This window comes from Sphingomonas sp. CCH15-F11 (assembly GCF_001557005.1).
Lineage (GTDB): Bacteria > Pseudomonadota > Alphaproteobacteria > Sphingomonadales > Sphingomonadaceae > Sphingomonas.
In genome coordinates, this window is sequence record NZ_LSKG01000024.1 from 1 (window position 1) to 12,686 (window position 12,686).

13 protein-coding genes are annotated in these 12,686 nt (G+C 68.8%); 5 read left to right on the top strand and 8 right to left on the bottom strand.

Going from position 1 to position 12,686, the window contains the following annotated elements:
- A partial coding sequence (locus tag AX709_RS02470) for a S9 family peptidase (RefSeq protein ID WP_066546467.1) occupies positions 1 to 1,389 on the top strand: 1,389 nt, incomplete at its 5' end.
- 106 nt (positions 1,390 to 1,495) lie between these two features.
- On the opposite strand, the gene AX709_RS02475 is transcribed toward AX709_RS02470, so the two are convergent.
- Together AX709_RS02475 and AX709_RS02480 are read right to left on the bottom strand one after the other, a co-directional pair.
- On the bottom strand, positions 1,496 to 1,828 hold the full coding sequence (locus AX709_RS02475; protein ID WP_066477658.1) for a hypothetical protein: 333 nt from the start codon (positions 1,826 to 1,828) through the stop codon (positions 1,496 to 1,498).
- Between the two features lie 122 nt (positions 1,829 to 1,950).
- Positions 1,951 to 2,625 carry a DUF4893 domain-containing protein gene (locus AX709_RS02480; protein WP_066477668.1) on the bottom strand — a complete coding sequence of 225 codons (675 nt, stop codon included), beginning with the start codon at positions 2,623 to 2,625 and terminating at the stop codon, positions 1,951 to 1,953.
- A gap of 167 nt (positions 2,626 to 2,792) precedes the next feature.
- Between AX709_RS02480 and AX709_RS02485 the strand changes: the two genes are divergently transcribed.
- The 4 genes from AX709_RS02485 (at position 2,793) to AX709_RS02500 (ending at position 7,726) form a co-directional block, all read left to right on the top strand.
- Positions 2,793 to 3,620, top strand: a complete 828-nt coding sequence (locus AX709_RS02485; RefSeq protein WP_066477670.1) for an outer membrane protein assembly factor BamD — start codon at positions 2,793 to 2,795, stop codon at positions 3,618 to 3,620.
- A 25-nt stretch (positions 3,621 to 3,645) separates the two neighbouring features.
- On the top strand, positions 3,646 to 5,307 hold the full coding sequence (recN, locus tag AX709_RS02490) for a DNA repair protein RecN (protein ID WP_066546469.1): 1,662 nt from the start codon (positions 3,646 to 3,648) through the stop codon (positions 5,305 to 5,307).
- A gap of 193 nt (positions 5,308 to 5,500) precedes the next feature.
- A complete protein-coding gene (locus tag AX709_RS02495; RefSeq protein ID WP_066546471.1) occupies positions 5,501 to 7,267 on the top strand; it encodes a DUF885 domain-containing protein in 1,767 nt (588 codons plus the stop codon).
- Between the two features lie 126 nt (positions 7,268 to 7,393).
- Positions 7,394 to 7,726, top strand: coding sequence for a hypothetical protein (locus tag AX709_RS02500; protein ID WP_066546473.1), 333 nt, complete (start codon positions 7,394 to 7,396; stop codon positions 7,724 to 7,726).
- A 64-nt stretch (positions 7,727 to 7,790) separates the two neighbouring features.
- On the opposite strand, the gene AX709_RS02505 is transcribed toward AX709_RS02500, so the two are convergent.
- The 6 genes from AX709_RS02505 to AX709_RS02530 form a co-directional block, all read right to left on the bottom strand.
- Positions 7,791 to 8,723 (bottom strand): cell wall hydrolase, encoded by a 933-nt coding sequence (locus AX709_RS02505; RefSeq protein ID WP_082731589.1) that lies wholly within the window; start codon positions 8,721 to 8,723, stop codon positions 7,791 to 7,793.
- 109 nt (positions 8,724 to 8,832) lie between these two features.
- On the bottom strand, positions 8,833 to 9,036 hold the full coding sequence (locus tag AX709_RS02510; protein ID WP_066477984.1) for a hypothetical protein: 204 nt from the start codon (positions 9,034 to 9,036) through the stop codon (positions 8,833 to 8,835).
- 18 nt (positions 9,037 to 9,054) lie between these two features.
- A complete protein-coding gene (gene tgt, locus AX709_RS02515; RefSeq protein WP_066546489.1) occupies positions 9,055 to 10,197 on the bottom strand; it encodes a tRNA guanosine(34) transglycosylase Tgt in 1,143 nt (380 codons plus the stop codon).
- 324 nt (positions 10,198 to 10,521) lie between these two features.
- Positions 10,522 to 11,040, bottom strand: a complete 519-nt coding sequence (locus AX709_RS02520) for an EF-hand domain-containing protein (protein ID WP_231725973.1) — start codon at positions 11,038 to 11,040, stop codon at positions 10,522 to 10,524.
- Positions 11,041 to 11,045: 5 nt separating this feature from the next.
- A complete protein-coding gene (gene queA, locus AX709_RS02525; RefSeq protein ID WP_066546484.1) occupies positions 11,046 to 12,089 on the bottom strand; it encodes a tRNA preQ1(34) S-adenosylmethionine ribosyltransferase-isomerase QueA in 1,044 nt (347 codons plus the stop codon).
- Between the two features lie 43 nt (positions 12,090 to 12,132).
- A partial coding sequence (locus AX709_RS02530; protein ID WP_066546486.1) for a peptidylprolyl isomerase occupies positions 12,133 to 12,686 on the bottom strand: 554 nt, incomplete at its 5' end.

Sequence of the window (12,686 nt, forward strand, 5' to 3'; positions counted from 1 at the left end):
GACGAAGGCTATCGCGTCGGCGTCGGCGAGACCCAGTCGCGCAAGTGGATCATCATCTCGACCGGCGACCATGTCACCAGCGAAGTGAGGCTGCTGCCCGCCGACAATGTGCTGGCCGAACCGATCCTGGTCGCGCCGCGCCTGCCCGGCCGCGAGTATGATGTCGACGAACATGACGGCACCTTGTTCATCCACACCAACGACACCCACCCCAATTTCCGGCTGGTGACCGCCAGCATCGACGCACCGGCCGAGTGGGTCGAGCGGATCGCGCCGTCGGCCGATTTCTACATGACCGGCGTCACCACCTTCGCCGACTTTTTCGTGGTCGAGGGCCGGCGCGACGGCATCGATACGATCGAGATCCACCGCTATGAGGGCGGCACGCCGACTCCGATCGAGTTTGCGGAGGCGAGCCATGTCGCCGGGCTGGGCGACAATCCCGAATATGCCATCGACCGCTTGCGCATCGGCTATGAATCGATGGTCACGCCGGGCACCGTCTATGACTATCACCTCGCCGACGGGCGGCTCGAGGTGCTCAAGGTCCAGGAAATCCCGAGCGGCTATGACGCGAGGTGTTATGCGACGGAGCGGCTCAAGATCATCGCGCGCGATGGCACCCAGGTGCCGGTGTCGATCGTCTACCCACGCGATTTCCCGCGCGACGGCACCGGCAGGCTCTATCTCTATGCCTATGGCGCCTATGGCTATGCCATCCCGCCGGGCTTTTCGACCTCACGGCTGAGCTTCCTCGATCGCGGGGTCGCCTTCGCCATCGCGCATATCCGCGGCGGCGACGATCTCGGCCAGCAATGGTATCTGGACGGCAAGCTGGAAAAGCGGGCCAACACCTTCAACGACTTCGTCGATGTCGCAAAGGGGCTGATCGATCTGGGCTATACGAGCGCGGGCCAGATCGCGATCGCGGGGCGGTCGGCGGGCGGCGAGCTGATGGGCGCGGTGGTCAATTCCGACCCCGAACTGTGGGGCGTCGTCGTCGCCGACGTGCCGTTCGTCGATGTGCTCAACACCATGCTGGACGAGACACTGCCGCTGACGCCGGGCGAATGGCCCGAATGGGGCAATCCCATCGAGGACAAGGCCGCGTTCGAGCTGATCCGGGGTTACTCACCCTACGACAATGTCCGCGCACAGGCCTATCCGCCGATGTTCATTTCGGGCGGTCTCAACGACCCGCGCGTGACCTATTGGGAGCCTGCGAAATGGGCGGCCAGGCTGCGTGCGACCAAGACCGACGACCATGTCCTGGTGCTCAAGACCAACATGGGCGCAGGCCATGGCGGCAAGTCGGGCCGCTGGGAATCGCTCAAGGAAGCGGCCGAGGAAAACGCCTTCGTGCTGTGGCAGCTCGGACTGGCGAATTGACGGACAGCCGATAAGCGCGTCGCCCCGGCGCAGGCCGGGGCCGCTGGCTACAGGTGCGCGCATTCTGCCAACGGCCCCGGCCTGCGCCGGGGCGACGTCACGGGCCTCAGCGGCGGATGGCCGCCACGTCCTCCAGCACCGTCACCTCGCCGCGCCGCAGCTTGACGCCACGCTCGGCCATTTCCTTGCGGAAATCATAGTCGGCGTCGGCGACCTCGCGCTCATATTCGGCATAGGCCTCGACCCGGTCGGATTCGCTGTCCGCATCCTCCAGATCCTTGCGCAGCTCGCGCTTCGCCTCGGAGATCGAGGTCTTGTAGTCGAGATAGTGCGAATTGGAGTCGTTGAAGATATGCGCATAGCGGTCGTGCCCGGCCATGGCGGGGACGGCGGCGAACGCGGCGGCGGCGGCGATGGCGCCCGTGATCGGCTTCAACATCGGTCTTCTCCTCCATTGATTGGACCTGAGCGGCCCAACGCCTGGAGGATCAGCCCCGTTGCATGAACCGCACATTACGCGCGCGACAGGCTGGGTTCAGCTGAAGGCCGGGCAGGAAAAAATCAGACTTCGGGCTGCGCGTCGGACGGCACCGGACGAAATTCGTAGATGTCGAAGCGCTGCGCATCGCCGGTCACCGCCATCGCGAGCCGCCAGCGGAAGGGACCGATCCGCTCGATCACGCCCGCCCGGTCGCGCGCGCGTTCGACCCCGTAACCGAGCTTGCCCTCGCCGGGTTCGTCCTGCTGCGCGCCCAGAAACACGATGCGCCGGGGTCCACCGGGAAACAGCCACCCCGCAGGCAGGTCGGTCCCCGTCTGCTTGAGGAAGGTCAGCTGATCGCCCTCCGCGCGGATGTAACAGAAGAACTCGGGATAGGCGCGCAGGCGACGGGCCGGGCGTTCGTCCATCTGCAGGCGAACCACCCGGCATTTGTACGAACCCGGCGTCGGCGCGGGATGGTCGAGCGCGGCCGCCGGATCGAGCAGCGCGCCTTCGGCCTCCGCCGACTTTCGCGTCGTGGGACCAAGCGTCGCGAGCGCCTGCTGCCAGCGTTGGTCAATCGAATCGAGCGTCTGGGCGTCGTCGCTCAGCGCAATCTCGCGCCATTTTTCTTCGGGGCCCGGAATTGGGACGGTCGGCGCGACCTGCACGGTCGCCGTCGGCTGCGACGTTGCGCACCCGCCCGACATTACCCCGCACAAAAGGGCGATCACGACAACACGCACGAGATACATGAAACGACGTCTCCACCGAGTGGCCAAGGGGCGTCAATCCGTAAAGAAAGCATGAACCCGAAATCGTTAACAAAGCGTAAATTTTTTGCGGCGCGGCGGAAATGCGCGGGTTGTCCGCGTTGATTTTGGGATTGTTCGCCATGGCCCTGCTCCGCTACTAACCGTCCATGCAAATCCGCCTGTCCCGCGTCGCCCGTTGCGGCATCATCGCCATTTCCGCGCTGGGCCTCAGCGCCTGTGCGGGCCTGACCGGTCCCAAGCGCGGGGCCGACACCGCCTATGTCGCGCGCGACGTCGGCACGCTCTACACCGCCGCCAAGCAGCGGCTGGACAGCGGCCAGTACAAGGTCGCGGCCGCGCTGTTCGACGAGGTCGAGCGCCAGCACCCCTATTCCGTCTGGGCGCGCCGCGCGCAGCTGATGGGCGCGTTCAGCTATTATCTGGACCGCGATTATACCAAGGCGATTCAGGGTTCGCAGCGCTTCCTGGCGGTCCACCCCGGCAACCGCGACGCTCCGTACGCCTATTACCTGATCGCGCTCAGCTATTATGAGCAGATTTCGGACGTCTCGCGCGACCAGAAAATCACCGATCAGGCCCAGGGGGCGCTGGGCGAACTGACCCGCCGCTACCCCAACAGCCGCTATGCCGCCGACGCGCGGCTCAAGGTCGATCTGGTGCGCGACCATCTGGCGGGCAAGGAGATGGAGGTCGGCCGCTTCTATCAGCAGCGCGGCCAGTGGCTCGCGGCGTCGCTGCGCTTCCGCACCGTCATCGACCGGTACCAGACGACGACGCACACGCCCGAGGCGCTGATGCGGTTGACCGAGAGCTATCTGGCGCTGGGCGTGCCCGACGAAGCACGCAAGTCGGCGGCCGTGCTCGGCGCCAACTATCCCGGCTCGAAATGGTATGAGCGCGCCTATGCGCTGATCCAGAAGCACGCGCCCGCGACCGCCGCGCCGGCGGCCCCCGCCACACCGGCGGCGAGCTGAGCCGCACCGGTCAGGAGGCCGGCAGATGCTGACCGCGCTGGCGATCCGCGACGTCGTGCTGATCGAGGCGCTCGACCTCGAATTCGACGCCGGGCTGGGCGTGCTGACGGGGGAAACGGGCGCGGGCAAGTCGATCCTGCTCGACGCGCTGGGACTTGCGCTCGGCGCGCGCGGCGACACCGGCCTGGTGCGCGAAGGCGCGGCGCAGGCGGCGGTGACCGCGTGCTTTTCGCCCCCCGCGCCCAGCAGCGCATTGTGGGCGCTGCTCAACGAAAACGGGCTGGAGGTCGAAGCCGGCGAGCCACTGATCATTCGCCGCATCGTCAAGGCCGACGGCGGCAGCCGCGCCTTCGTCAACGATCAGCCCGCATCTGCCGGACTGCTGCGCGAACTCGGCGCGCTGCTCGTCGAGATCCACGGCCAGCATGACGATCGCGGGCTGCTCAATCCACGCGGCCACCGCGCGCTGCTCGACGCGTTCGGCGCGCTCGACACCGCGCCGGTCGCGGCGGCATGGCGCGCGTGGCAGGAGGCCGAGGCACGGCTGGCGACCGCGCGCGACGACCAGGCCAGTGCCGAGCGCGACCGCGAATGGCTGGAACATGCCGTCGGCGAACTGCGCGCGCTCGCGCCCGAACCGGGCGAGGAAGCCACGCTGGCCGAGCGTCGCGCCGCGATGCAACGCGGCGAACGCGTGGCGGGTGAGCTTCAGGCGATCGCCGGGCTGATCGACGGGGCGGACGGCGCGCTGTCGCGGCTGCGCCAGGCCGCGCGCATCCTCGAACGCGTCGCCGACGATCATGGCGCGCTCGCCGAAGCCCTGGCGGCGATCGACCGCGCGCTGATCGAGGCCGGGGCCGCACAGGACCAGGTCGATGTCGCTGGCGAGGCGCTCGCCTTCGATCCCGCCGCGCTCGAGGCCGACGAGGCGCGGTTGTTCGAGCTGCGCGGACTGGCGCGCAAGCACCGGGTTCAGCCCGACGATCTCGCCGCGCTGGCCGAAGAGATGGGCGCGCGGCTGGAGCGGATGACCGCGGGCAGCGCGGGGCTGGCGGCGCTCGAACGCGCGGCCGCGGCGGCGGCGGATACCTATGCCGACGCCGCCACCGCACTGTCGGCGGCGCGGCGCGATGCAGCGGCGCGGCTCGACGCGGCTGTCGCCGCCGAGCTCGCCCCGCTCAAGCTCGACGCCGCGCGCTTTCGCACCCATGTCGAGCCCCTGCCCCCCGAACAGGGCAGCGCCGCGGGCCGCGACCGGGTGGAGTTCGAGGTCTCGACCAACCCGGGCGCGGCCTTCGCCCCGCTCATCAAGATCGCGTCGGGCGGCGAATTGTCGCGCTTCATCCTGGCGATGAAGGTGGCGCTCGCCGAACAAGGCGCGCCGTGCACACTGATTTTCGACGAGATCGATCGTGGCGTCGGCGGCGCGGTGGCGAGCGCGATCGGCGACCGGCTGGCGCGGCTGGCCGAGCGCGCGCAGGTGCTGGTGGTGACGCACAGCCCGCAGGTCGCCGCACGCGGCGCCCGCCACCTGCTGATCGCCAAGCGCCACGACGGCATCGTCACGCGCACCGGCGTCCACGCCCTCGACGACGCGGAACGGCGCGAGGAGATCGCCCGGATGTTGTCGGGCGCGGAAATCACCGACGAAGCCCGCGCGCAGGCGACCCGCCTGCTCGCGGCGTAACTTCCCGTCGGCAGGCACCACACGACCAAAGGCGGCTTCCACAGATCGTCGCCCCGGACTTGATCCGGGGCCCCGCTGCCTCGTCCGACGCAGGAAAACAGCGGGACCCCGGCGCAAGGCCGGGGTGACGGCGGACGGGAGCTATTGTGCCTGCACATGCTTTTGGCGAAGGTCGTTGGACGGGCGGTTGGAGATGCTTGAAATGCGGAACCTGAAATTGACGGTCGCGGCGATTGCCCTGGTGCTAACGAGTGCGGGCGCTGCGCACGCCGGGCCGCGCGAGGACCTGGCCGCCCTGCTCGACGACCATTGGCAATGGGCGCTGCGCGAAAGCCCGCGCCTCGCCTCGTCGGTCGGCGTGCGCGATTATGACACCGAACTGGGCGACGTGTCGCTCGCTGCCGAGGATCGCCGCGCCGCCGACGCACAGCGTTTCCTCGACCGGCTCGAAGCGATCCCCGACGCCGGCCTTGATGCCGCGGGGCGCGTCAACAAGGGCATTTTGCGCCGGCTGCTGCGCAACGACATCGAGGGCAACCGCTTCGGCCAGCGGATGATCCTGTTCACCAGCTACAGCTCTCCCTGGCAGGGGCTGGCCGGCCTGGGCGAGGACCTGTCGTTCCGCAGCAAGGCCGATTACGCCAATTACCTCACCCGGCTCGGCAAGTTTCCGGCGATGAATGCCGAACTGATCGCGATCACCGCGCGCGCGGTAAAGGAAGGCTATGTCCAGCCCTGCGTCACGCTGACCAATTTCGAACGGACGCTGACCGGGGTCATCACCGCCGATGCCACCCAGTCGCGCTTCTATGCGCCGTTCAAGAATCCCCGCCCGGCCGACGCCAGCGACGCCGAATGGGCGGCGCTGCAGCAGCGCGCGCGCGACGTCATCACCGGCACGCTCAACCCCGAATATCGCAAGGCCGCCGACTTCTACACCCGCGCCTACCAGCCCGCCTGTGCGCGTTCGGTCGGCGTATCGGCGCAGCCCAACGGCCGCGACTTCTATGCCTTCCGCGTGCGCCAGATGACGACGACCGATCTGACGCCCGATCAGATCCACGACATCGGCCTGAAGGAAGTCGCGCGCATCCGCGCGGAGATGGAAGCCACCGCCAAGGAAGCCGGCTTCGCCAGCCGCGAGGCGTTCATCGCCGAACTGCGCACCAACCCCAAATATTACGCGACGACGCCGGAGGAGCTGCTGGCGGCAAGCTCGCGCCAGGCCAAGATCATCGACGGGCTGATGCCGCAATATTTCGGCCGGCTGCCGCGCCTGCCCTATGGCGTCAAGCCGATCCCGGCCGAAACCGCGGAGGGAACGACCACCGCCTATTACGGGCCGGGAAGTCCCGAGAACGGGCTGGCGGGCTTCTACTTCGTCAATACGTCCAAGCTCGACCAGCGGCCGTTGTGGGAGCTGCCCGCGCTGACGCTGCATGAGGCCGTGCCGGGGCACCATCACCAGATCGCGCTGCAACAGGAACTCGACCTGCCGCCGCTGCGCAAATATCTCGCCTTCTTCACCGCCTTCACCGAAGGCTGGGGGCTCTATGCCGAGCGGCTGGGCATCGAGATGAAGCTCTATGACACGCCGGAAAAGAATATGGGCCGGCTGAGCTACGAGATGTGGCGCGCGTGCCGGCTGGTCGTCGACACCGGCATCCATGCCAAGGGCTGGACCAAGGAACAGGCGGTCGCCTTCATGACCGACAACACCGCGCTGTCGGCCGCCAATATCGATGCCGAGGTCAATCGCTACATCAGCTGGCCGGGCCAGGCGCTGGGCTATAAACTGGGCGAGCTCAAGATCCGCGAGCTGCGTGCGAAGGCAGAGGCCGCGCTCGGCCCGCGGTTCGACCTGCGCGCCTTTCACGACGCGGTCGTCGGCCAGGGTTCGGTCCCGCTCGACGTGCTGGAACGCCAGATCGACGACTGGATCGCCACGCAGCGAAGCTGAACGAACCCGCCCGACCTGCGACAAGGTGTGACAGTTTTCCGCGTTCGGCGGAACACGCGTGCGACAATTGCGTCCGATATCCTGTCTCAACCGGTCACCCGGCCGGTTCAGTTCAGGAGTTGGAACATGAAGAAGATTGCGATGATGATTGCGGCGCTGGGCGTCGCCGCCAGTGCCGTCCCCGCCACCGCGAGCGCGCAGTCGGGCTGGATGTCGATCAACCAGCGTCAGGCCAATCTCGACCGGCGGATCGACCAGGGCGTGCGCTCGGGCGCGTTGAACCGGGCCGAAGCAAGCCGCCTGCGCGCCCAGTTTCGCGATCTGACGGTGCTGGAACGCCAGTATCGCCGCTCCGGCAATGGCCTGAACCGGGTCGAGCGCCGCGATCTCGACCAGCGTTTCGACCGGCTGTCGCAGCGCATCCGCATCCAGAAGAACGACCGCCAGGGTCGCTACTGAACCTGACCCCAGATGAAGGCGCGGGCCGTCGCAGCGATGCGGCGGCCCGTTTGCATCGGCGGCTTCAGATCAGCGGCCGGCCGCTGTCGCGCCACTCGTCGCGCACCTGCGATTCGGGCAGGCGATCGGCCGGTGCCGCGCCCACGGGCGTCTCGGCCGGCGATACCGGCACCGCACGCGGCATCGCCAGCGCGGCGACCGGCGCGTCGAGCCCCGCGCGCACCGCCGCGCTGCCCCGGACATCGGGCTCGCCGCCGGCATGGCGGCTGGTGAACGCCGCGGGCGTGCCCCAATAGCCCTTCCACCGGTGAAAGAAGTGCGCGCCGAATACGCCGGTCATTACCAGTCCCCGGTTCCACGCCGGCGTGACCGCATAGGTGTGGTAATGCGTCGCCAGCCCGACCGGGGCGAAGACCGCGCCGTTGAGCGCCGCCGCCGCAACCCGCTGCGCGCGCGCCCAGGCGGCGGGCGCCGGTCGCCGCGCCAGCGCCCCGTCGCAGGTGAAGCTGAACTGGCACACCCGATTCTGCGACCCCTGATACACCACGCCGCACACCGTCGCGGGAAAGGCGGGATGGCGCACGCGGTTCAACACCACCTGCGCCACTGCGCGCTGGCCATCGTCGGGCTCGCTTGCGGCCTCGTAATAGATGGCGGCGGTCAGGCACTCGAGCGCGCGGGCCTGGTCGGTCGTCGATCCGCCGAGCACGAATGGCGACGCGGCGCGCACCGTCGCGTCGGTCGGCGCGCGTGCGTCGCCTTCGGGGGCCACGCCCGCGGGCAGCGCCGGCAGCTCGGTCGTCCCGGTCGTGCCGGGCGTCACGATCGCGCGCGCCACCAGCGCCGGCTGGGACACCGGGGCCGCCATGGCTGCGGGCGTCGCGCGCGCGACCTGGTCGAACGATGCGATCGCCGCGTGCGCGGTGAATATGCTCGCCGGAACGACGAACAGCGTCGCGAGCACGATCTGGGAAGTGGAGGGACGCCGACGCCGCATCGCGGCCGGTTAGCGCATCACGCCCGCGCGCGCCTCCCCCATTTTCGCCCTGTCCCGCGGCGGAACAGATGCGGCCGGCGGTAACCTTGTCGGGCGCGCGGGGTCGTCGTCAGTGCTTGTCGCGATTGCGATTGGCATAGAGCAGCGCCGCCGCCAGCGCGGCGGAACCGATGCCGATCCCGATGCCGATCGTGGTCAGCGGCCAGTTGAGGCGATCCGCGGGCTCGGGGGTCGTCGCGTTCGCCGCCTGCTTGCTGCGCTTGGCGTTCCTGGCTGCCGCCACGATCTCGTTGCTCTCTTCGTCTTCGGCCATCACCCTCTCCACTTGCACTCAGCCCGCGGCGCGCGCGCTGGCCTGACCATATCGCGCGCGAAACGCGCTGGCGAAACCGGATAATTGCTGCGCGGCGATTGCATCGCGCAGGTCCCGCATCAGCGTCTGATAGAACCACAGATTATGCTCGGTCATCAGCATCGCGCCCAGTATCTCGCCCGACCGCACCAGATGATGCAGATAGGCGCGCGTCCACGTCGCGCATACAGGGCAAGCGCATTCGGGGGCGATCGGTTCCTGATCCTTCGCAAAACGCGCATTCTTGATGTTGATCGGCCCGTCGCGGGTGAACGCCTGGCCGGTGCGCCCCGACCGCGTCGGCAGCACGCAATCGAACATGTCGATGCCGCGTTCGACCGCGCCGACGATGTCGTCTGGCTTGCCGACCCCCATCAGATAGCGGGGCTTTGCGGGGTCGAGCTGGCCCGGCGCATAATCGAGCACGCCGAACATCGCGTCCTGCCCCTCGCCCACCGCCAGCCCGCCGACGGCATAGCCGTCAAAGCCGATGTCGAGCAGCGCATCGGCCGATTCGCGACGCAGTGCCTCGTCGAGCGCGCCCTGCTGAATACCGAACAGCGCCGCGCCCTCGGCATGGGCACCGCCCGCGTCGAACCCGGCGCGCGACCGTTTCGCCCAGCGCATCGACCGCGCCATCGCCGCCGCCTGTTCCTCGCGCGTCGCGGTGGTCGGCACCAGTTCGTCGAACGCCATCACGATGTCGGAGCCCAGCAGGCGCTGAATCTCCATCGACCGTTCCGGCGTCAACAGGTGACGCGACCCGTCGAGATGGCTCTTGAACGCCACGCCCTCCTCGCTGCGCGTAGTCAGGTCGGACAGGCTCATCACCTGATAGCCGCCGCTGTCGGTCAGGATCGGCCGGTCCCAGCCCATGAAGCGGTGCAGCCCGCCCAGCCGCGCGACCCGCTCCGCGCCGGGGCGCAGCATCAGGTGATAGGTATTGCCCAGGATGATGTCCGCCCCAGCCGCGCGCACATCGGCGGGCTTCACCGCCTTGACCGTTGCCGCGGTGCCGACCGGCATGAAGGCGGGCGTGCGGATCTCCCCCCGGCGCATGGTGATGCGCCCGGTGCGCGCCTTGCCGTCGGTGGCGTGAATGGAAAAATCGAACCGCGTCATGTGGCGTGCGCTCATGCCGCGCTTCGGATGCTGTGTCGATGGGTTTGGCGGCAATATGGTCCGCCTCCCACCGCGAACACGACCGCCCTCGCCCGCCAACTTTATACCCTCGTCACCCCGGCCTCGTGCCGGGGCCACCGTGAAACAGGCGCAATTCCCCGCCCAGGCGTACGACACGCGCTCACTGGCGCGTACCGACTTAAATGGCCCGGCAAGCCCGAAGCGGCACCGTGGACCCCGGCACGAAGCCGGGGTGACGAGGACCTTCAATGGCATGGGCCAGCGATTCCGGTCTGCAGGACGCCCCTCACCAGACCCGCCGCCCTATCTCCGCCGGCGACGCCGCTCGCCCGGATCGAACAGCGGCCCCGCGGCGCTGCGGATCGTCAGCAGTTCCTTGCGCGTCACGCGCTGGTCCTTGTCGGCATCGATGCGGGCATAGATTTCGCGCATCCGCCCCTGCAGCTCGGCCAGGGTGATGCGGTTGTCCTGATCGCGATCGACCTCGAACGGGCCGGGCAACGCGGTGCGATCGCCCAGCCACCGCTCCGCCCAGTCGGCGAACTGGATATAGCCGATGTCGCCCGCCCCGCGCGCGCTGGCGGTGAAGGTTGCGCCCACGCCCGTGTCGAGCTCGTCGGGCGTGACCACTGCGTCCCCGTCCCGGTCAAAGGTCGCGATCAGCATGCCGACCGGCTCGACCACGACCGTCGCCATTGCCGGGCGATCGCCAAGGGCACGCGGATCGGCGATCGCCGGCACGTCGGGCACTCGCCGCTGCTGCGCCTCGACGCCCGCGAGCGGCACCAGCGCGACGACGGCAATCCACATCTGGCGCAGCATAATCCTCAGCCCTTCCCCGACGGCAGCAACAGGCTGGAGTCGCCATAGCTGTAGAAGCGATAGCCCGACGCGATCGCATGCGCATAGGCCGCCTGCATCCGATCCAGCCCCATCCATGCTGACACCAGCATGAACAGGGTCGATCTGGGCAGGTGAAAATTGGTCATCAGCCCGTCGATGCCGCGAAACCGATAGCCGGGCGTGATGAAGATCGACGTGTCGCCCTCGAACGGGCGGATCGTGCCGTCGGCGTCGGCCGCGCTTTCAATGAGGCGCAGCACGGTGGTGCCGACCGCGACCAGCCGGCCGCCATTTGCGCGCACGCGGTTCAGCCGATCCGCGGTCGCGGCGTCGATCCGCCCCCATTCGGCATGCATGACGTGATCGTCGGTGTCCTCGACCTTGACCGGCAGAAAGGTACCCGCGCCGACATGCAGCGTCAGCGTCTCGCGCGCGATCCCGGCGGCGTCGATCCGCGCGATCAGCTCGGGGGTGAAGTGCAGCGACGCTGTCGGCGCGGCGACCGCGCCTGCCTCGCGCGCGAACATCGTCTGGTAATCCTGCGCGTCGCGTTCGTCGATCGCACGCTTCGACGCGATATAGGGGGGCAGCGGCATCGTGCCGACCCGGGCGAGCAGCAGCTCGACCGGCGCATCGCCGGCAAAGGTCAGCGCCCAGCTGCCGTCTTCGCCCCGGTCGCTGGCGGTCGCGCGCACGCTGCCGTCCGCACCAAAGCGGATTTCGTCACCCTCGCGCAGCCGCTTGCCGTTGCGGACAAAGGCGCGCCAGCGGCGCGTCCCTTCGCGCTTGTGCAGCGTCGCGCCGATCCGCGCGGTCCCGCGCAGCCCCTCCAGCTGCGCCGGAATGACGCGGGTGTCGTTGAAGACCAGGACATCGCCCGGCGCGAGCAGGTCGGGCAGGTCGCGCACGCCCGCGTCGCGGGTGGCACCGCCGTCCAGCACCAGCATCCGCGCCGCATCGCGCGGCTCCGCGGGGCGCAGCGCGATGCGGTCGGCGGGCAGCTCGAAATCGAACAGGTCGATGTTCATCGCGGCGGGCGCGCGGTCGGCGGGCGGGGGTTCGCGCCGGGGCTCAGTTGGGCTTGGCGCCCGGCAGCGTGACCGGCGTTTCGCCCGCCGGCAGCACGGGCGCCGCCGGGGCCGCGGCCTGATAGGGCGGCGGATTGTCCGACGCGATATAGGCCTTCAGGATGCGCGCCGGCTCGGCCGGCGGCTCGCCGCGCGGGATGGCGTCGACGAACTCGATGCCGTCGAGGACACGGCCGAACACGGTATAATTCTTGTCGAGCCCCAGGCGCGGCTGGAACATGATGAAGAACTGGCTGTTCGCGCTATTCTCGTCCTGCGCGCGCGCCGCCGACACCGCCCCGCGCACATGCGGCAGGTAATTGAACTCCTTCTCCAGGTCAGGGAGCTCGGAGCCGCCGGTGCCGTCGCCCTTGGGGTCGCCACCCTGCGCCATGAACCCGTCGATCACCCGGTGAAAGGGCAGCCCGTTGTAAAAGCCCTGGCGCGTCAGCGTCTTGATCCGCTCGACATGCTTGGGCGCGACATCAGGACGCAGCCAGATCGTCACCCGGCCGCCGGTCGACAGGTCGAGCAGCCACAGATTGTCGGTGTCGGTGG

Coding starts and splice junctions, on each gene's coding strand:
- AX709_RS02475 (WP_066477658.1), bottom strand. CDS start 1,828: ATGTTGAAGCCGATCACGGGCGCCATCGCCGCCGCCGCCGCGTTCGCC.
- AX709_RS02480 (WP_066477668.1), bottom strand. CDS start 2,625: ATGTATCTCGTGCGTGTTGTCGTGATCGCCCTTTTGTGCGGGGTAATG.
- AX709_RS02485 (WP_066477670.1), top strand. CDS start 2,793: ATGCAAATCCGCCTGTCCCGCGTCGCCCGTTGCGGCATCATCGCCATT.
- recN (WP_066546469.1), top strand. CDS start 3,646: ATGCTGACCGCGCTGGCGATCCGCGACGTCGTGCTGATCGAGGCGCTC.
- AX709_RS02495 (WP_066546471.1), top strand. CDS start 5,501: ATGCTTGAAATGCGGAACCTGAAATTGACGGTCGCGGCGATTGCCCTG.
- AX709_RS02500 (WP_066546473.1), top strand. CDS start 7,394: ATGAAGAAGATTGCGATGATGATTGCGGCGCTGGGCGTCGCCGCCAGT.
- AX709_RS02505 (WP_082731589.1), bottom strand. CDS start 8,723: ATGCGGCGTCGGCGTCCCTCCACTTCCCAGATCGTGCTCGCGACGCTG.
- AX709_RS02510 (WP_066477984.1), bottom strand. CDS start 9,036: ATGGCCGAAGACGAAGAGAGCAACGAGATCGTGGCGGCAGCCAGGAAC.
- tgt (WP_066546489.1), bottom strand. CDS start 10,197: ATGACGCGGTTCGATTTTTCCATTCACGCCACCGACGGCAAGGCGCGC.
- AX709_RS02520 (WP_231725973.1), bottom strand. CDS start 11,040: ATGCTGCGCCAGATGTGGATTGCCGTCGTCGCGCTGGTGCCGCTCGCG.
- queA (WP_066546484.1), bottom strand. CDS start 12,089: ATGAACATCGACCTGTTCGATTTCGAGCTGCCCGCCGACCGCATCGCG.